Source organism: Streptomyces sp. NPDC007971 (assembly GCF_042958635.1).
Classification (GTDB): Bacteria; Actinomycetota; Actinomycetes; order Streptomycetales; family Streptomycetaceae; genus Streptomyces.
This window is the reverse complement of sequence record NZ_JBIBJK010000023.1, coordinates 126,451-145,848: the sequence shown is the minus strand read 5'-3', so window position 1 is coordinate 145,848 and position 19,398 is coordinate 126,451. Positions and strand designations below refer to the sequence as shown.

Below are 19,398 nucleotides of genomic sequence, written 5' to 3'. Positions count from 1 at the left end.
CCGGGCCGGCCGTCACTCCGGTGAGCTTCTCTCCCTCCAGAAGGGGCAACCATGGCCGAGTTGACACGCCGTAGACTTCTGAGTTCGGCCGCGGGCGCGCTGGGCGGCGCCGCGGCGCTCTCCCTCCTCCCGCCGAGCGTCCAGAAAGCCGTCGCCGCCGGAGCCCCCGAGGGCGGCTCGCTGCGCGACATCGAGCACGTCGTCATGCTGATGCAGGAGAACCGGTCGTTCGACCACTACTTCGGCACCCTTTCGGGCGTCCGGGGCTTCAGTGACCCGGACGCTCTCAGGCTGGACAACGGGCGTTCGGTCTTCTACCAGCCCGACGCCGTGAACCCGAGGGGCTATCTGCTCCCCTTCCATCTCGACACCCACACGTCGAGCGCCCAGGCCATCCCGTCCACCAGCCACGCATGGTCCGTGCAGCACCAGGCCTGGCACGGCGGCAGGATGGACCAGTGGCTGCCCGCCCACCGCAAGGCCGACGGCGTCAACGGCCCCTATGTGATGGGCTACTACACGCGCGAGGACATCCCGTTCCAGTTCGCGCTCGCCGAGACCTTCACCGTCTGCGACAACTACTACTGCTCGGTGTTCGGCCCCACCTGGCCCAACCGCCTGATGTGGATGACCGGTTCGATCGACCCGGGCGGCACCCGGGGCGGTCCCGTCATCAGCAACGCCGCGCCGAGACCGTACCGGTGGACGACGTACGCCGAACGGCTCCAGGCGGCCGGCGTCAGCTGGAAGGTGTACCAGCAGGACGACGACTACGGCTGCAACATGCTCGAACAGTTCGCCACGTTCAGGAACGCGCGGCCCGGCTCCGACCTGTACGAGCGAGGCGTGCACCCGCAGCCCGAGGGAACCTTCGAGGACGACGCCCGGGGCGACCGTCTCCCGGCGGTGAGCTGGATCATGCCGACGAGTTACCAGTCGGAGCACCCCGACTACCTCCCGGCGGCAGGTGCCGACTTCGTGGCCTCGAAGATCGAGGCGATCGCGTCGAACCCCGAGGTGTGGCGCAAGACGGCCTTCATCCTCAACTACGACGAGAACGACGGGCTGTTCGACCACGTGCCCCCGCCGACCGCACCGCAGGGTACGCCGGACGAGTACATCCAGGGTCTGCCGATCGGCGGCGGTTTCCGGGTGCCGGCGATCATCATCTCGCCCTGGACCGTGGGCGGTTGGGTCGCGTCCGAGGCCTTCGACCACACGTCCGCCCTGCAGTTCCTGGAGCGGTTCACCGGGGTGAAGGAACCGAACATCAGCAACTGGCGGCGTGCCACCTTCGGTGACCTCACGACCGCCTTCCGCTTCAGCGACGCCCGCCCCGGCCCGCCCGGGCTCCCCGACGACACGGCGGAGCAGCTGGAGAAGGCCAAGGAGGAGGTGGCGACGCTGCCGAAGCCGACGCTCCCCGGAGCGGACCAGACCTTCCCGCATCAGGAGCCGGGCAGCCGTCCGCACGTGTGACACACCCGAGGGCCCGGACCGCGCGTGTCCGGGCCCTCACCGCCGCGGACCCGGCCGGCCCGGCGTCCTGGCGCAGAGGGCCGTCGCCGACGGTGTCCCCGTGTCGTCCACAACGTCCCGGGGGACGACGAGCGCCTCATCGACGCCCACGTGGAAGCCGGAGTCGCGCGGCTGCCGCTCTTCACCACTCGTCATCGACGAGCTGCCGGCATCCCGCGTCCTCGCCGGGCTGGACGACCTGGCACGGCTGATCGAGCGCCATCCCGACCGAAGACGCAGGTCGGCGGTGGTCCACCGACGCTCCGCGGGCGTGGCACCGCCGGGCACATGCAAAGCGGCGGCATCTGGTGCAGGCTGGCAGTGGAGTGAACGGGCTCCTGGACGCGCCGCTGACCCGTAGGGCTGCCTGTCCGGTCGGCGCGATGGGGCCCGGCGCGTTGGGGCCGCGGCGGGCAGCCGCGGGAGCACGGGTGCATCCCTTGTGGCCCGCTGTCTGCCGGGTACGCGACCGGCTCCGGTGCCCACCGAGTGGGGCAGTCACCAGCAGGAGGGAAGCGCGATGGAGATCAAGGGATCGATCGCCCTGGTGACGGGGGCCAACCGGGGCATCGGCCGCGCGTTCGCCCGCGCGCTGATCGACCGCGGAGCGGCCAAGGTCTACGCCGCTGTCCGCGATCCTGCGACCGTGAGCGAACAGGACCTCACCACGGTGCGTCTGGACGTCACCGAGCCCGCGGAGGTTGCCGCGGCGGCTGCCGCCGCGCAGGACGTCACCATTGTGATCAACAACGCCGCTGTGGGCGGTTTCGACACCAAGCTCCTGACGGGCTCCTTCGACAGCGCGCGCGAGGCGATGGACGTCAACTACTTCGGTACCTGGGCGGTCTCCCGTGCCTTCGCCCCCGTCCTGGCCCGCAACGGCGGCGGCGCACTGGTGAACATGCTGTCGGCCGCCTCCTGGGCCGCACGGCCGGAGTACCCCGGCTATGCGGCCTCCAAGGCAGCCCAGTGGTCGTTGACGGGCGCGCTGCGGCAGGCCCTGCGCGACCAGGGGACGCTCGTGGTCGGGGTCCACGCCAGTTTCGTGGAGACGGATCTGAGCTCCTTCACCGACGCACCGAAGATCAGCGCGGCCGATGTCGCGGAGCAGACCCTGGAGGCTCTGGAGAACGACCGCGTCGAGGTCCTGGCCGACGAGCGGACCAGGCAGGTCAAACAGGCCTTGTCGCAGCCGCCCGAAGAGTGAGGGGCGGCCTGCCCCGTGCTGACGGGACAAGCCGGCCATGAGCGGATGATCGACCGGTTCCCCCGGTGACCTCCCGATCGTTCCGGGTACCGCCGAAGAGCCGGTGGACCACCCCCACCCCGGCAGGAGCCTCCGGGCCGCCCCGGCTAAGGAGGATTCATGAGTGTCGAGTCACCGGCGGCGTACAACCCCCGCGCACCGGCCCTGCTCGGACAGACCCTCGTCGTCATCGGCGGGAGCGCGGGCATCGGGCTGGCGACCGCCAAGCATGCGCGCGCCGAGGGTGCGCGGGCGATTCTCACCGGACGGGACCCCGAACGTCTGCGCACAGCGGCCACGGAGGCCGACGCGCTCAGCACCGCCGCGTTCGACGCCAACGAGCCGGAACAGCTGGAGGAGTTCTTCGGGCAGCTGCCCGGGCCGGTCGACCACGTGATGGTCACGGCCGGACAGCCGTCCTACGGGCGCCTGCTGGACATGGACTCCGACCAGGCGCGCCGGGCGATCAGCGGGCACATGGTGCTGGCGCTGGAGGTCGCGCGCCATGCGGCCGACGCGGTACGGCCGGGCGGCACGCTGCTGCTCCTGGGTGGCACGGGCGCCCGGCGGGTCCGTGCCGGCCTCGGGATCGCTCCCGCGACCACCGCGGCGATGCCCGCACTGACCGCCGGTCTCGCGCTCGAACTCGCGCCGGTCCGGGTCAACCTGATCGCCGCCGGCTTCGTGGACACGCCGTTGTCGGCCAGGCTTCTCGGTGACGAACTCGACGCCCGTCGCGAGGAACTGCGCTCCACACTCCCGATCGGCCGCGTCGTCGGACCGGCCGACGTCGCCGCACTCGCGGTTCACCTCATGACCAACACGGCACTCACGGGCGCGACGTACGACATCGACGGCGGCCAGCAACTGGTCGGCTGAGAGCCGCGGCATCCTGGACTCCGCGGGACGGCCGGGCACTTGGGCCGGCAGGTCGGCGCCTTCGGAAGGACGAAGTCAGCTGGCCCATCGACGAAGGTCCTCGGCGATCGAGGCACGGACGGCCAGCAGTTCCGTGTCGACCGCCCGGGCCTCCCCGAGCAGTGGTTCGGCGTGTGGTCCCCGGTCACGCCGTCCGGTTGAGCCAGGTCGTTTCCGGGGGACCCGGCACCCAGGGCTTGCTGCGGGCTCCCGCACGAACTCGTGCGTCGGCTCCTGTGCGCCTGCGGGCTGCCGGCCGCCACGACAGCCCCCGCACCCGCGCATCAGCGGCACGTCGGTCGCCCGTCAGCGCTTCCTGCCAGTCTTGTTCACGTGAACGGCTCGGGACACCGCCGGAGCCGGGAGCGAGGAGAGGTGCCCGGAGTGGTTGATCGGGGACCAGCGAGCCACGCCTCAAGGTCGGGCCCCACCAGGCCCACGCAGGTTCGAATCCTGCCCTCTCCGCCAAACGGACGCACTCGGTACCCCGGAAGGGGGAAAACGCCCTGCCCGAAGAGTTCCGAGGAACCCTCGAACGGCCAGATCGTTGCCTGAAGCTCCTGATCTGCGAGGTCGGTCGCCCTCCCGCATATTGGTACGGATGACCTCTTTCAGGCCGTACGACCGGGAGGGCGCCATGTCCCGCGAGCCCCCAGGCGGCGCACCCATGTTCTCCCGCCGGACGGGATCCGCTCTGCGACATCACTCCCCTCCGATGCCGGCTCCAGGCACGAGGCGTCACGTCGATCGCCACCGCCCCGAACACCGCTGCCACTGCTCGGCAGATCACCACGGTGGCCGACTGGGCGGCCATCACCCAGGCAGCACAGCTGACCGGACCCACGCCTGCCCACATCACGGCGAGAGCCGCAGCACAGCCCTGGTCCTCACGGACCGGCCGGCCCCTCGCGGCGACACCCCCGGTCATACCTACGCCCCTTCGAGGCCGACCGGGTTCAGCCGGGCTTCGACGGGCGGCGTCCGCGACACGGTGATGGACTTCAAGAGATCGGTTTTCGGGCACCACAAGCCTCTCGACCCTGTTCTCTGCTGCTGCCCGGACAACGCCTTCCGCCCACACGGGTGACCAGAAGGACGCTGTACGGGCAGCGCGGGAAAGGCCGGCACTCTCGAAAGCGACGCGCCGAGCGACGCATTAAGGACCCCACATGACGTTCCACGACACGGCAGATCGCTCCTGCCCCTTCGACTTCGCCGACGCCCTGGAGTTCGACCCCTCGCTGGCCGCGCTGGCACAGAACGGCCCGGTCTGCCGGATCCGGCTGCCCTACGGTGAGGCAGAGGCGTGGCTGGTCACCAGCTTCGCCGGAGTACGCCAGGTGACGTGCGACCCCAAGTTCAGCCGGGCGGCGATCGTCGGGCGCAACTACCCGAGGATGACACCCGAGCCCATCGTGTCGCCGGAGTCGATCAACGTCACGGACCCGCCGCACGCCACCCGGCTGCGGCACGTGGCGGCCCAGGCGTTCACACGGGAGCGCGTGGCGGCCATGCGGCCCGCCGTGGACCGGGTGGTGGCCCGGCTCCTCACAGCGATGGCCGAGGCGGGGCCGCCCGCGGATCTGGTGGAGCATCTGTCGGTCCCGCTGCCCCACCAGACGATCTGCGAGCTGCTCGCCGTCCCCGAGTCCGACCGCGATCACCTGCGCGACTGCACCATGCGGCTGCTGGCCACCTCCCCGGACGCCCGGCAGGACGCGGCCGACGCCAAGGCCCTCCTGCGGTCGTACTTCACCGAACGGATCCCGGACCGGCGGCGCACACCGGGCGAGGACCTGCTCAGCACGATGGCCACCGCCCCCGTACCGGAGGGTGAAGCGCCCCTGAGCGACGACGAGTTGGCCGTTCTCGCGGTGACGCTCATCCTCAGCGGCAACGACACGGCGACCTGCCAGATCAGCAACATCGCCTACCTGTTGCTGACCCGTCCCGAGGATCGCGCCGCGCTCGCACGCGAGCCCGACCGATTCCCCGGCGCGCTGGAGGAACTGCTGCGGTTCATCCCCTTCCGCAAGGGCGTGGGCATCCCGCGGATCGCACTGGAGGACGCGGAGGTGGAGGGAACCGCCATCCGCGCGGGCGACTACGTCCACGTGTCCTACCTGGCAGCCAACCGTGACCCGGCCGTCTTCCCCGACCCGCACGTCCTCGACCTCGAACGCCCGGCGCATCCGCACATGACGTTCGGCTGGGGCGGCCACCACTGTCTCGCCGCGCCCCTCGCGCGCGCGGAACTCGAAAGCGCGGTCACCGGGCTGCTCACCCGCTTCCCCCACCTGCGCCTCGACGTGGCCCCGGAGGAGATCCAATGGGACACCGGGACCATCCGTCGCTTCCCCCTCCACCTACCGGTCACCTGGTGAGACCGGGACGGCTCGGCAGCACTGCGCCCGGCCGTGCAGGATGACTCATGGCGGCCCGCGGGTTCACCGTGGGCCGCCGGCACGCTCACCGGCACGACATCGCCATCCCCGCTGGGCGCGGCCGGGAGGAAATTCCCGGTGGACGCCACCCCCTGATGAGTCCCTGCTGAGTCACTGTGCACGCCCCCTGGTGATTCCCCATAGAGTCACCGCGGAGGCCTCCCAGCGAGTCCCTATGGAGTCACCCCGGACGCCTTCCAGTAAGTCGCCCTTGAGTCACCAGTGACTCCTCCACCGCCTGCCCCGCCGAGCACAGCGCCTGAGTGAGCCGACTGCTCGGGTTCCTCCTGTTCGGCGGGCTGCACGGGTGTTCCTCCCACAGGTGAGACACCCTCACCTCCCCCACCCCTCGAATTGACTGGATCTGTGGCCGGTTGAGGCGGTCGGCTCCGGCGCGGGTGCGAAACCACGGCCGTCCCAGGCCTCGTCAGCGGCGCGGCGTCGCGCGCTTCGGCGGTGCTATGCGCACCCTCTTGTCCACAGGTGCGCTCTCGATGTCGTCCAGCTGCGCGACGATCGTGCTGCGCAGGTCGTCGTAGTCGTCGAAGGAGTGGTCGTTGAAGAGGGTGTGGCCCGTCCACATCAGGTTGGCGCACACCCGCGCCGGCACCCTGCCGGTCTGGGCGCCCATGCCGACCAGTGCCACCGACCGGATGCTCCCCGGCGCCTCCCTGTTCTGCTGGTGGATCGCCTGGAACGCGGCGGCGCAGGCCAGGGCCACATTGAGGGTCTCGCTGACGTTCTGGGAGGACGTCTCCATGGTCGGCGTCGAGATCAGGAACCTCGGCACGACCGCCCCGGACGGGACGCACACCGCGCTGCCCACCGGCAGATGGCCCGCGAACCGGCTGCGGATCGCCTTCTGTACCCGCAGCTGGATACCCGCGCCGAGATGCCGCTTGATGACCGCGTCGACCCCGCCGTCCATCCGGCCCCGCGCGTTGGTGGGGCTGACCCAGGCGTCGACGTCCTCGGCGAGGATCGAGCCCTTGCGGATCTCGATCCCGGGGGTGTCGGCGAAAGCGGCTCGCCACGACTCCACCACTGCGCTGTTGATGTCGGTCAGTACCACCCTGAGCTGCGACTGCTCGCGGTCTGCGGTCATGGTTCACTCCGATCGGGAACGGTCTCTCAACTGATCCGAACGCTACCGCGGGCCACTGACAGCGACGCCGCTCAACCTAGCCTCCGTCCCCCGAACTCCAGGGGACTGTCAGTGGGCTGACATATCCTCACTGGCACTTCGCCGATCTGGCCTTCCACCAGCACAGTTCGACCTCTCGGAGCCCTTTCACCATGAGCGATGCCCACGCCTCCGCCACGCCCGACCCGAACGACCCGCTCGCCCTGGCTGAACTGTTCAAGGGCGGCGGTGAACCGTGGCTTCCGCTGCTGAAGCCGGTCATCGAGTCGCAGCCGAACGCCGCCGCCTTCATCGGCCCGGGTCGCAGCCCGGACGTCGTCCCCGTCCGCGAACTGACCTTCCAGGCGCTCAAGCCCAACGCGCCGCACAAGTGGAAGGTCGTCGTCTTCGGCCAGAACCCGTACCCGCGGCCGGAGAGCGCCACCGGTATCGCCATGTTCGACAACACCTTCCACGACTGGAAGGACAGCCAGTTCGGCAGGGTCGTCAGCATCCGCTGCATCATCAAGGCGGCTGCGATGTGGAAGTACGGCATTGCCAAGAAGACCCCGATAGCCGACATTCGTGCGCTGCTGAAGGAGCAGGACACCGTCCAGCCGCCGGAGTGGTTCCAGGCGATGCTCACGCAGGGCGTCCTGCTGCTGAACGCGGCGCTGACGGCCAGCAGCGACGGGGCGATCGGCACCGACCAGCACACACGGTTCTGGCGGCCGGTCGCCGAGCGGATCGTCGAGGAGATCCTCAAGGCCAAGCAGACCGCCGACGACGAGGACCGCGGGGTCGTCTTCGCCTGGTGGGGAGCGCACGCGCGCAGCCTGAAGAAGGTCGTTCTCGACCTCCAGAAGAAGTATCCCGAGGTAGAGGTCCGGCACATCGACCATGCCAACCCGGCGGCCCAGGGCGACATCTTCTGTGAAGGCGACCACTTCGCCACGGTGAACGCCGCCCTCGCCTCGCTGGGCGCCGACGAGATCGACTGGCTCCCGAGCACCGGCTGGAACAAGCTCACGGCGCAGACCAGCGGCGCGGACGGAGATGTGGCCGACCGCATGGGTGCGTTCATCGCCTCCACCATGGAGCTGCACCAGCTCTATCTCGACCGGCTCTCCAGCGTCAGGGACGAGGGGCTCGCCCTTCCCGCGATCACGGGGGTGTTCGACACCCCCGTCCTGGACTTCCGCGAGGCTGTCGCGCCGGTCGCGGCGCTGCTGTCCGGGCTGGGCCGGCACGTCGACCTGTCGCACGAGTTCGGCAAGCGGCGTGCGGACGAGACGTCCGACGGGCTGTCCGCCGACGCGATCGCCGCCCTCTACCTGTACACCTGCGAGTCGGCGTTCTACCGGGAGATCAACGCCGTCCTGCGCTCCCCGGACCGGTCCAGGGTCGTCCCGTACCTGTCGTATCTGCGGCTGCTGTTCTCGGCCGTGTCGCAACTCCCGGTGCGCGGTGCGCCGTTGTGGCGCGGGGTGGCGCTGGACCTCCGTCCTCAGTACCCGCTCGGACGGACCGTGACCTGGTGGGGCGTGTCCTCGTGCACGTCCGAGCTCGGCGTGGCCAAGGGGTTTCTCGGCAGCCGCGGCAAGCGGACGCTGTTCGAGGTGACCCCCGCTCGGGCCGTGGGCATCCGCGACTTCTCCGCGTTCACCGGCGAGGAGGAGTTCATCCTTCTGCCGGGCACGCAGCTGAAGGTGACGGAGGTCAAGAGCGAGCGCGGCGGCCTGTGCACGGTGAGACTGACGGAGCTGGAGGAGCAGACCCAGGTGTCCTGACGGGCAACGGTGCTTCCACCGGGCCCGGCGGGGCAAGGGTGCTGCCACCGGGCCCGGCGGGCTGGCGGCGCTTCCACGGGGCCCGGGCGGGGTGGCGAGGGTGGCTGCTGGTACGCCACGGGCACGTCTGTCATTGCGAGATCATGAACAATCCTCACGTTTGTGTGGACTCCTCGGTGGTGCGCTCCTATGGTCACGGCGGCGCGACCACCTGTTGTTCGCATCCCGAGGAGCCGCATGTCCCGCAGGACGATCTGCCGTGCGCTGGCCGTCACCCTGGCCCTGGCCGGAGTGACGGCCGTCGCCGGGCCCACGCCCGCCCTGGCCGAGCCGATACCGGAGGCGCCCGGCCACCGTCTGGTCGACGCCTATGCCGGCGCCCCGGCCGTCGCGCAGCCGTTGCCCGGCACACAGCCCCCGCAGCACCCCTACCTCGCCGCGAACGGCCGGTCCGGGATGCATGCGGACGGCTGGGGCAGCGCCACCTACCCGTGGTCCGGACCGCTCGGCGCTCACCCGCAGGTCGGCAGTGAGCGGATGGCGCTGCTGGGTGGAGAGTGCGCCAACGTGACGTTCGACCGGGCGGGGCGGATCGTCACCGTGTGCGGGACGTTCAGCGGGTTCCTGGTCAAGCTGCTCGATCCGAACACCCTCGCGACTCTGGCCGAGTACAGGCTGCCGCAACGCCCGTCCACGGTGGAGGCGATCACCCGGCTCGACTTCTCACGGATCTTCAAGGACACCTCCGGTGGCGCGTACTCGTACCTCGACAACGAGGACCGCCTGGTCCTCGCGGACTCCCGGCAGCACATCGTCCGGCTGGTGCACCGGCAGAAGCCGGACGGCAGCTGGGAGTTCACCGTCTCCGACGACTGGGACCTGACCGGACAGGTTCCCCACGACTGCGTGACCTGGACCAATCTGCACCCCAGCGGGACCTGCGACCCGGTCACCTCCGTCATGCCGGACTGGCAGGGCCGGATCTGGTGGGTCACCCGGCAGGGCCGCATCGGCACCGTCGATCCCGCCACCGGGACCATCCGCTCCATCCGGCTGGCCGACGAGGAGATCCAGAACTCCTTCTCCGTCGCCGCCGACGGTGTGTCGATCGTCTCCGACCACGCGTTGTACGAGTTCACCGCCGCCGCGGACGGAACACCCGCCGTGGTGTGGCGGCAGACCTACGACCGCGGCACCGGCACCAAGCCCGGGTCCGTCAACCAGGGCTCGGGCACCACCCCGGACATCTTCGGCGACGGCGGCCGCTACGTCGCGATCACCGACAATGCCGACGACCGCATGCATGTGCTCGTCTACCGGCGCGGCGCGGACGTCCCCGCCGAGCGGCGGCTGGTGTGCGAGATTCCCGTCTTCGAAGCGGGTGCATCCACCACGGACAACTCCCTGATCAGCTGGGGCAACAGCCTCGTGGTCGAGAACAACTACGGCTACGAGAACATCACGTCGCTCACCTTCGGCAGAAGCGTCGTCGGCGGTGTCACCCGGATCGACGTCCGGCGCGACGGCAGCGGATGCGACACCGTGTGGGAGAGCGCGGAGCGCTCGCCCTCCGTCGTGCCGAAGCTGTCCACCGGCAACGGGCTGGTCTATCTCTACACCAAGGACCCCAACTCCCTCGGAATCGACGCCTGGTACCTGACCGCCGTGGACTTCCGTACGGGACGCACCCGCTGGAAGCAGCTCGTCGGCACCGGCATCGGATACGACAACAACTGGGCGCCGATCACGGTGGGCCCGGACGGCACCGCGTACGTCGGCGTGTTCAACGGTCTGGCCGCCGTACGCGACGGAAGCTGATCCGCCACCCGGGACGGTTCGTGTGCGGCCGGTGGTGAAGCACCCGCGCGCCGGCCGGACTCGGTGCCCCGGACCGGGACGGGGCACGCCGGGGCGTGGGCCGGCGTGCCCGGCCGGTCAGGATCCTCCGGGGGCATGAACCTGCAGGTGGGACAGGGTGATTCGGCGCCGTGTGAGGTCGACCTGGAGGATCTTGACGACGAGCGGGTCGCCGACCCGGACCACCGCCCCGGGATCGGCGACGGGTTCCTCGGACAGCTCGTTGTTGTGTACGAGCCCGATGAAGCCGTCCTTCCTTTCCTCGATACGCACCAGGGCGCCGAACGGCAGGAGTCCGACCACGACACCGGTCACGACCTGCCCGACCCGCCGTGCGAACTGCGTCAGCGGGTCCTCCTGCAAGGCCCTCAAGGACAGCGGTACGCGCTCTCTCACCATGTCGACGTCGAGGATCTCTGCGGAAACCGTCTTCCCGACCGCGACGATGTCGGACGGGTGGTCGATGGGCCTCCAGGACAGCTCCGGACCGTTGATCATTGCGGTGAAGCCGCCGATGTCCACGAACGTGACACCGAAGTCGGCGATCTCCGTGACCACGCCGGTGACGGTCTGCCCACGGCGCAGGGTCTTCAGAAAGGCCCAGCACCGGTCGCTGGGAGTTGGCTCGGTCCGCCATCTGGCGCGCAACACCCCGTCCCTGTCGGGCACGACAGCGGTGCACAAAGGATGACGTGCGTCGACATACAGGGGCCACGCAGCGGCGGCCCGTGCACCCCCCACCCGGGCCGCCAGTGCGCGGCACTCGGTCTCGTCGGCGATCGTGCTGGTGATCGATCCGTCCTCGTCCTCCCAGACGACTTCCACCGGGCCTTCCTCCGGCAGTGCGGCGAGAACCGCGCCGACGTCGGCGCAGAGGTCCGGCCAGACGGTCAGCTTGGCACGAGGGGTGAGCCTGGCGCGCACCGCGTCGAGGGTCTCTTCCGTGAGGCGGTGCCAGCGGGAGGCGTTGTCGACGTACCCCTCCTCCAAAATGGCTGCCTGCCGCCCCGCGAAGGGAAGGCGCAGTCGGGCCCAGAAGTCGTCGTCGGCAGGCCGTTGCACGCCGGCTTCCTCGTCGTGGGCCGCATCGTAGGGCGAGGCATCCAGGCGTTCCGGGAAGAGGCCGAGTGTCCGGGCCTGCGCAAGGGCTTCGGGGCAGGGCCTGTCGCTCCCGACATAGACGTACTGGTCCCACCCCACGTGCACGGCGAACGCGTCCTCGACCTCCAGGCGGCACCAGGCACCGTTGTCGCGGAGCATGGCCCGGACCAGCTCCAGACCGACCCGGACGGACACCTCCGCGCCGTCGTGGAACCCGCTGAGGTCGGGCGGGAAGAGGCCGTCAAGACCGTGGCCCGGGACCGCTTGCTCCCTGCCGAACCGGGCGGGGCCGATCTGCGGCTCGCGAACGACCAGGTGATCGATGCCCGCGGCCTCGGCGAAGGCTTCGACGGCCTGCAGGTAGGCCGCCTCCACCGGGCCGTGGTCGCTCGTCGAGTCCTCGGTGCCGATGTAGCTGCCGCGCTCGTCGCGGTCGGCAGGGTCGTACTTGGTGATCCGGTGGACGAAACGCAGCATGGTGCTCCCCGTGGTCGTCGACGATGCCGGCGCAACGACCCCTGTCGTGATCGGGAGCGCAGGCGCCCCCTTGTCCAACCCCTTGCCGCCCGGTCCGGCTCCGGGGTTCGAGGATCGCCCCTCACGACATGCTTGGGCAAAGGAGAATTCCGTGCCGCACCAGGCCGAACGGAGCAGCATGCGCCCACGCTGTCCGGCGGGTGTGACCGTCACCCACTGCTGCGCCGTCGGTGTACGAGGAGCGCGTGCCGCGACCGGTCCCGTCAGCCGTGCCGCCTCCCCCGCGCAGGACCTGTTGCAAATCAAGATATTTACCTACGCACATCATTGAGGGAGTGGTCTCGGGCCTCTACTTGCCGGTAGGCTGCTCTCGTTGGGGTGTGGTGCCGTTCCCCCGTCGGCACTACACCCCCACTGCAATCCCAGACAGTCCCAGGCGAGCAAGCCGAGGCGTCTCCGGCAGCGCCGGACGATGATCAGACGAGGCGCCAGCTCCAGCACCACGGGATCCAGTGGCCGGCAGGCCTTTCCTCGCGCCCCGCAGCGCGCTCGATGAACGATTCACCTCTCGATGGTGACCCGTCAGGCCGGCGTCGTCCCGGCCTCCTGGTGGATGGCGGCGATCCGGGCCGGCTTCCGCCCGTAGCGCCTGCTGAAGATCTCCAGGGACACGAACAGCGCCACGTACTGGAGCGAGGTCCACAGCATCACCGAGTCGATGGGCAGGGTGTACGCGAGGACCACCCGCACCACCGAGTCCAGCAGCAGACCCACACCCCAGACCACCGTCAGCAGCCGCATGACGTGGCGGAAGGTCGGCGACGCCTCCCAGCTGCGTTCCACCTGCGCACGCCTGTCACCCCTCGCCACCGACGACAGGATCCGGTAGATGATCGGCTGTCCGCGCAGCGAGCCCAGGAACACCAGCCCGACGACCCCCGTCATCCAGCCGTCCTTGGCGAACATGAACCGCGCGCTCCCCGTCACCGCCGACAGCGCCGCGCCCAGGATCACGAGGCTGAGCACGAGGACGCCCAGCATCCCTACGCGCCGCTCCCGCACCACGGTCAGCACCCCCTCCGCCAACGGCGGGACGGCGCTCGCCAGCACCGCCCACCACAGGCCGACCCCCGCCGCTCGCAGGCCGTAGAACACGGCAAGCGGCGCAACGACGTTCAGTCCCAGGCTCTGCAGCAGCGGTCCGTTCGACGACCTCATGTGCTTGTCCACGATGTGCGTCCCGGTCATGTCCTTCACCCTTGTCCGTGTCCGTTCTGGATGTCTTCGACGCTACGGACCTGCATGAACACGGACCATGCCGCCAGCCGCCGGGATGGGGTGGGTCCAGACCCACCCCGGTGCGGGGTCCAGACACACGCGGCCCGGCCTCGGGCCGTGCCTGACGGGGGAACCGCCGCACGCGCCGGACCGTGAGCGACTCGGGCACCGGCGCAAACAGCCGTGCGGTCGAGGGCGTGCGCCGACTATGGTCCCGGCATGCGGCGCACGGACATCATTCGGGACGACGGCACATGGACGGGCCTGTCCCTGGAGGTACAGGAACGCCGCCGGCCAGGTCTGTGCCTGTTCAGTGCCGAGCGGCGGCTGCTGCTTGCGCAGCAGTCGCGGCCCGTGCTCCTCGCCGATGTCGACGAGCATCTCGCAGGAGTCGATTTCTGGCGCACCGACGCCTACCGCTCCCCCGTCCCGCCGTTGCGGGCCGGGACGGCACGGGCCCTGGCCGGCAGCCCGGACCGCTGGGCCTACCGCTTCATGGAGCACCTGCTCGGCTCACCGGGCAGTCCGCTGCACGACGGGCGGTGGCTGATGTCCTGCGAGAGCCCGCTCCTGCGCTGGAACCACGGCCGCCGGCCGCAGGGCGAGTACTGGAAGTCGATGCTCGTCGACGGCCATCCGGACGGATACATCGACTGGTTCGTCCACTCCGGGTCGTGGGAGATCTTCCCTCTGCGCCCGATGCCCGATGCCGACGACAGCCGGGTCAAGGCGTACCGCAAGCAGGCTCGTGACGGAACGCTCCCGCCCGTCCTGTTGTGGTGGGTCAGCGGACTCGACTGCCATCTGATTCTGGACGGTCATGCACGGCTCTCGGCAGCGATCGCCGAGTCGACCGCGCCCGCCCTGCTGAACCTGCATCGCACCGCACCGGGCGATGAGGTGGTCGCGGGTACCGAGGAGGCGGTGCACCTCTACGAGGCCGAACTGGCCCGCTTCGCCGACCTGCGCACTGTCCATGGCGCCGCCGTGCCGGACGGTGCCGCCGTCGCGGGACCGTCCCTCGCCCGGCGCCTGCAGGAACTGCGCACGGCGCAACGGCCGACCTGGACCTGGCCGCTGCCGGGCGGGGATGGCCGGTGGCGCCGTGTCGCACGTGAGGTGACCGGCGGCCGGTGGGCCGCAGCCGGCGGAACATCAGCCTGACCACGTCCCTGTGCCCGGCAGCCGAGTCACCCTCCCCGAACCGGCAGCCCGGCCCCGGCGCCGGAAGAAGTCCTGACCGACCTCCAGAGCCACGCACCGTTCGAGCGTGACCGTCACCTACGCCGCGTGTGCCGGGTGGAGCACGTCCATCCCGGCCGGTGCGACGCCGCCCGAGGCGATCACGTCGGTGAACGCGCGGCAGGCCGCGGCGACGCGGCCCGGCCGGGCGGCCAGCGGGCCGTCGAACTGGTCGTCCAGGAACGTGGCCACGACGACCGCGTCCACCGTCAGGTCCAGCAGGTCGCCCACGGCCCGCGGGACCCACGCCGCCATCAGCCCGGCGATGTCCCAGCGCAGGAAAACGCTCCCGGTCGACGGGGTGTGCGACCAGTCCCTGACGTCGGCACCAGTCGAGGCTGCGCTGCCGGGCGCCGTCCGCGTCCGGACTGACCTCCGGTGCGAAGGGAAGGTGGAACACGATGTCCTGCGGAATGACCATGGCCCTTCCCGCGACCGCCCCGGCACCGCGACGTCCTTTCCTGTCTCCGGAAGGGGAACATTCCCGATGCGAAGGCTGCGCAGGCGATCGGTCAGGGTTTTGGCGGTAACTGGCCTCCGTCAGCAGGGGAATTGCCGCCCGGCCGGGGAATTGCCGCCCGGTCGGGGAATTGCCGCCCGGTCGGCACAGGTCGTCCCGGGCAGAGGGCGATGACGACGCTCGATGCGGCGTTCCCTGGCCGGGTCGCCCGGGGCGGATGAAGCCGTACGTGGGCGGCGGCGCCTCCCCCGTCCCCGTGGGGGTGGTCGGGGAGACGCCGCCGCAGCACACTGTGTGCCGGGATCAGCGCTGCACGAAGATGTAGTCCGCCTGGTAGGGCACCGCGGCGATCGAGCCCGGGGTGCAGGATCCGGCCGGGGCGGCTCCGCCGACGGTGTTCAGCCGAAGGATCTCCGCGGTGCCGGCGAGCAGTCCGTGGTGCCTGCCCGACCCGGTGGCCTTGAGGTCGAGTTCGGGGATGTTGCCCTTGCCGTTGGGTGTCTTGCCGATGAGGGCACCGGTGACGGCACTGCCGTCCGGCGCGATCCACTGCGGGGTGCCGGAGTTGGGCTTGACGGAGGAGTGCCGGATGGAGCCGCCGAGCAGGGCGTTGACGTCCCGCTGGGCGAAGGCGTGGCCACCGCCGTCGGCCGGCTTGCACTGGTAGATCTGCTTGCCCTTGACCACGGAGGCCTGGAAGCTGTGCGTCGCGGCGCGGAAGGTGACGGGCGTGGTGATCCTGTGGAGCTGGCCGCGGACGGCGCCGCCCGGGAACTGCGCCGTGTGCAGGTTGGCATAGAAGGAACCGGGCTCGGTGGTGAGCTTCTTGAGCAGCGCCGGGTCGTTCACCTTCACGGTGCCGGTGACGGTGTGCCCCTTGGCCTTGTGCAGCAGCCCGCCGAAGTCGATCTTGACGCCGCCGTTGGTCCCCTTGGCGCCCTCGTGGATGTGGAGCGAGGTCGGCCTTCCGATGTGGCGCCAGGCCACGGCGACGGACACCTTGTCGCCCCGGACCTTGATGAACTCCAGCGCGGCGCCGTCCTTGTCCCCGACGGCGGGCCCGCCCGCGACGGGCACCTCGTTGGCGCCTCGCAGGCTGGTGGCGAGGATGGTCGTGTCCTTGCCGGTGTGGCCCTCGGTGGCGTAGGCCGGGATCACCGCGGTGGCGATGCCGCCGACAGCGGCCAACGCGACCGCGGCGGTGGTCAGACCCTTGCGGCGCGCCGAGGACATCCTGTTCATACCCATGATTCTCTTTGCTCCCCGTATCTCGGCTGACGCCCCCTGCGTCAGCTTCTGTGCATGAGTACGGAAGGAATCTCGGATTGGACTCAGTCCAGACTAGTGGCGCGCGTCACAGGTTCGGCCGACCGGATCGGATGATCAACATCTCGTGGGCGAGTTCGACGGTCTCCTCGTCGAGCTCCGGCAGCCGGGTGCGCGGGCCGACCGCTCGGCACGGACCCGGCCGGCCTCCGGACGGACCGGCACCTGACGGCAACCCGCGCCACCCCACACTCCGGTGCGCCACCCCGAGTTGACCCTCTTCTCGATGCGGGCGCCGCGCGACCCCGTCAGAACCGCCTGCGGCCATTGTTTGCCCGTCCGAACGGTACTGACGAAACAATGCGCCGGACCGCTGGGATGAGTGATGCGAGCCCCAGGGCGCCCCGGGCCAGGAACGCCGGACGCCCACGGGGTCCGGTGGAGGGACAGCCGGGGTCGCGCGCCGCGACCCCGCCGCTCCGCTCCACCCGGTTCCGCCTTCGTCGAGCAGGTACAGAAGGGAACTCACATGCTGAACTCCACCCGCCGGACATCTCTGCGGCGGCTTGTCGTGGCCGCCGGGGCGCTGGCCGCCGTGGCGCTGTCCACGGCCCCGTCGAGCGCCGCTCAGCCTGCCGTGCGGTCCGCGCCGGCCGACTGCCCCAAGGGGTACTTCTGCGGCTACAAGCAGGCCGATTTCAAGCAGCTCGGATTCAAGTACAAGGACTGCTACAGGCAGGAGATCCCCAACGGCATGGGCCGCGGAGGCTCCTGGTACAACAACCAGACCCGGGGCACGGTGACGAAGATGTTCGACAAGAACAAGAAGCTGATCTTCACCACCAAGGGCGCGCCCTCCTCGGACGCCCACGGAAGCTGGGCCCCGGTCTGGTCCGTCCAGAACATGTGCTGACAGCGGCTTGGGCCGACGGCTCGTCAGCAGCCGTCCCGCCCCCGCGCCGCGGCCCGTCCGCGCTGCGGGGGCGGGACGGCGAACGGGGTGGGCGGCGGTACGGGGCGGGACGGGCTGCGGTACGGCAAGCGCGACGGGGTGGGCGGCGTGGGGCAAGCGGGGCGCGGGCCGTCTCACTCCTCGGGTCCGCCGAGCGGACGGTCGGCGGAGGCGACGATCCGGGCCGTCAGGTCCGGCTCGGGCATCTGCGGGTCGAAGGGGAACATCGGCCGGCGGATGCGGTGATGACCGAGCCGCAGCAGGTCCTGGTCGACGCCGCCCGGTGTGAGTGCCATCCGCCAGCCTGCGGCCATGGCGAAGAGCTCCGGCTCTAGGTAGCCGATCTTGACGATGACCACGTCGGCCGTGCGCGGGTTCAGCTGCAGGCCGGTGAAGTCGTCTTCGTGGTGGTACGGCTTGCGCAGCCGGGTCAGGATCACGTACACGCTGCCGACGCGGAGCACCACCTCCGTGTGTGCGTCCCGGTCGCCGTGCCGTACCGCGTGCACCACACCGGTCATGGTGAGCGGTCCGGAGTGCCGGTCGTCGCTCTCGGCGCCCGCGGTGACGGTGACCGTGGCGCCGACGCCCGCCCGCACGGCCGTGTCGACCGCGGCCGGTCCGGGCAGAGAGGCGTACAGCACGGTCGGGCCGGACGGGCCCCGGAACTCCGGGCGGGCCAGTACCTGCCGAAGTCCCCACGTCACGTCGCCCGCGCCTCCGGCCGTCGGGTTGTCTCCCGTGTCGCTGACGAAGAAGGGGCGCGCCACCGAGGCGAGCGCCTCGTCGAGGCAGGCGTCGAGGGTGCCGGTGGGGGCGACGAAGGCGAAGTCGTGCCGCGCCCGCCAGAAGGCGCGGGCCAGCCGCTCGGCGCCGGCGGTGACGGCGTTCTCGTCAGGTCCGGTGACGACCACGGCTGCGCGGTTGCGCGGCTCGTCCGCCCACGCGTAGCCGACCCAGATTGCCGCGTCCGTCACCCCCTCGGTGGCCTCCACCTCCCCGACGGCCGCATACACGCTCCGGGCGGGCTCGATGCGGGTCGAGGTCTGCTCACCGGCCAGCAGCACCGGCACCGGGATCCACGCCTTGACCGGCCGGGTTCCGCCGCCCCGCAGGTGGGCGACGAGGTTGCGGGCGGCGCGCTCCTTGGTCTGCAGGACGTCCTCGTGCGGGGCCGTGCGGTAGCAGGTGATCAGGTCGGTCAGGTGGACCAGGGCGCGGGAGACGTTGCCGTGCAGGTCCATGGAGGTGGAGACCATCGTGTCCGCACCGACGGTCCGGCGGATGCGGGCCAGCAGCTCCGCCTCCGCGTCGTCGACGCCGTCGACGGTCATCGCGCCGTGGATGTCGTACCAGAGGCCGTCGAGGGGGCCGAACTCCTTGATTCTCACGATGAGTTCGTCGGACAGGTCGGCGTACGCGGATGCCGTCACCGCGCCTCCGGGCAGGGCCTTGCCGACCAGCGCCCCGCGCCAGTCGGCGGCGGCGCGCAACGGCGTCCCGGGGGCCAGGAACGGATAGCGGGTCAGGACGTCGGCGCCGCGCTGCGGGTGGAAGGCGGCGGCCTCGGTGCGGGCCGGGGAGAAGGTGGACGACTCGATGCCGAGACCGGCGACGGCGATCACGGGACGGGATGCTGGCATGGCTCCTCCGCTGTCTGGGTCCGTGGTGGTGACCGGGGCCGGCTACCCGCGCCCGCCCCGGGAGTCGTACTCGCCGGGGCAGG

The 19,398-nt window shown here is 70.6% G+C and carries 14 protein-coding genes and 1 pseudogene; 9 read left to right on the top strand and 6 right to left on the bottom strand.

Features of this window, described 5'->3' with window-relative positions; all coding sequences use genetic code 11:
* The first annotated feature begins 51 nt into the window (after nucleotides 1-51).
* The 5 genes and pseudogenes from ACFZCP_RS37285 (at nucleotide 52) to ACFZCP_RS37265 (ending at nucleotide 6,066) form a co-directional block, all read left to right on the top strand.
* Entirely contained in the window at nucleotides 52-1,479 is a 1,428-nt protein-coding gene (locus ACFZCP_RS37285) for an alkaline phosphatase family protein (RefSeq protein ID WP_391437842.1), read from the top strand.
* A gap of 559 nt (nucleotides 1,480-2,038) precedes the next feature.
* Nucleotides 2,039-2,725: an SDR family oxidoreductase gene (locus ACFZCP_RS37280; protein WP_391437837.1), complete on the top strand. Its 687-nt coding sequence runs from the start codon at nucleotides 2,039-2,041 to the stop codon at nucleotides 2,723-2,725.
* A 159-nt stretch (nucleotides 2,726-2,884) separates the two neighbouring features.
* Complete coding sequence (locus tag ACFZCP_RS37275) at nucleotides 2,885-3,643, top strand: SDR family oxidoreductase (protein WP_391437833.1); 759 nt, start codon at nucleotides 2,885-2,887, stop codon at nucleotides 3,641-3,643.
* 408 nt (nucleotides 3,644-4,051) lie between these two features.
* A pseudogene (locus tag ACFZCP_RS37270) lies at nucleotides 4,052-4,150 on the top strand.
* Nucleotides 4,151-4,851: 701 nt separating this feature from the next.
* A complete protein-coding gene (locus ACFZCP_RS37265; protein ID WP_391437828.1) occupies nucleotides 4,852-6,066 on the top strand; it encodes a cytochrome P450 in 1,215 nt (404 codons plus the stop codon).
* A gap of 487 nt (nucleotides 6,067-6,553) precedes the next feature.
* Here the strand turns inward: ACFZCP_RS37265 and ACFZCP_RS37260 are convergent, their stop codons facing one another.
* Nucleotides 6,554-7,231, bottom strand: a complete 678-nt coding sequence (locus ACFZCP_RS37260; RefSeq protein WP_391437813.1) for a macro domain-containing protein — start codon at nucleotides 7,229-7,231, stop codon at nucleotides 6,554-6,556.
* A gap of 191 nt (nucleotides 7,232-7,422) precedes the next feature.
* On the opposite strand from ACFZCP_RS37260, the gene ACFZCP_RS37255 reads away from it, so the two are divergent.
* Nucleotides 7,423-9,039 (top strand): ADP-ribosyltransferase domain-containing protein, encoded by a 1,617-nt coding sequence (locus ACFZCP_RS37255; RefSeq protein WP_391437803.1) that lies wholly within the window; start codon nucleotides 7,423-7,425, stop codon nucleotides 9,037-9,039.
* Between the two features lie 237 nt (nucleotides 9,040-9,276).
* Nucleotides 9,277-10,857, top strand: coding sequence for a hypothetical protein (locus tag ACFZCP_RS37250; RefSeq protein WP_391437798.1), 1,581 nt, complete (start codon nucleotides 9,277-9,279; stop codon nucleotides 10,855-10,857).
* A gap of 117 nt (nucleotides 10,858-10,974) precedes the next feature.
* Here the strand turns inward: ACFZCP_RS37250 and ACFZCP_RS37245 are convergent, their stop codons facing one another.
* Nucleotides 10,975-12,474, bottom strand: coding sequence for a S1 RNA-binding domain-containing protein (locus ACFZCP_RS37245; protein ID WP_391437795.1), 1,500 nt, complete (start codon nucleotides 12,472-12,474; stop codon nucleotides 10,975-10,977).
* 582 nt (nucleotides 12,475-13,056) lie between these two features.
* Nucleotides 13,057-13,722, bottom strand: a complete 666-nt coding sequence (locus ACFZCP_RS37240; RefSeq protein ID WP_391437789.1) for a VC0807 family protein — start codon at nucleotides 13,720-13,722, stop codon at nucleotides 13,057-13,059.
* 249 nt (nucleotides 13,723-13,971) lie between these two features.
* On the opposite strand from ACFZCP_RS37240, the gene ACFZCP_RS37235 reads away from it, so the two are divergent.
* Nucleotides 13,972-14,916, top strand: coding sequence for a hypothetical protein (locus tag ACFZCP_RS37235; protein ID WP_391437785.1), 945 nt, complete (start codon nucleotides 13,972-13,974; stop codon nucleotides 14,914-14,916).
* A gap of 117 nt (nucleotides 14,917-15,033) precedes the next feature.
* On the opposite strand, the gene ACFZCP_RS37230 is transcribed toward ACFZCP_RS37235, so the two are convergent.
* Together ACFZCP_RS37230 and ACFZCP_RS37225 are read right to left on the bottom strand one after the other, a co-directional pair.
* Nucleotides 15,034-15,249 carry a hypothetical protein gene (locus ACFZCP_RS37230; protein ID WP_391437781.1) on the bottom strand — a complete coding sequence of 72 codons (216 nt, stop codon included), beginning with the start codon at nucleotides 15,247-15,249 and terminating at the stop codon, nucleotides 15,034-15,036.
* A gap of 508 nt (nucleotides 15,250-15,757) precedes the next feature.
* Nucleotides 15,758-16,696 (bottom strand): CHRD domain-containing protein, encoded by a 939-nt coding sequence (locus tag ACFZCP_RS37225; protein WP_391437777.1) that lies wholly within the window; start codon nucleotides 16,694-16,696, stop codon nucleotides 15,758-15,760.
* 553 nt (nucleotides 16,697-17,249) lie between these two features.
* On the opposite strand from ACFZCP_RS37225, the gene ACFZCP_RS37220 reads away from it, so the two are divergent.
* Nucleotides 17,250-17,633 (top strand): hypothetical protein, encoded by a 384-nt coding sequence (locus tag ACFZCP_RS37220; protein ID WP_391437772.1) that lies wholly within the window; start codon nucleotides 17,250-17,252, stop codon nucleotides 17,631-17,633.
* A 173-nt stretch (nucleotides 17,634-17,806) separates the two neighbouring features.
* Here ACFZCP_RS37220 and ACFZCP_RS37215 read toward each other — a convergent pair whose 3' ends face one another.
* Nucleotides 17,807-19,315, bottom strand: coding sequence for a M81 family metallopeptidase (locus ACFZCP_RS37215; protein WP_391437769.1), 1,509 nt, complete (start codon nucleotides 19,313-19,315; stop codon nucleotides 17,807-17,809).
* Between the last annotated feature and the right edge of the window lie 83 nt (nucleotides 19,316-19,398).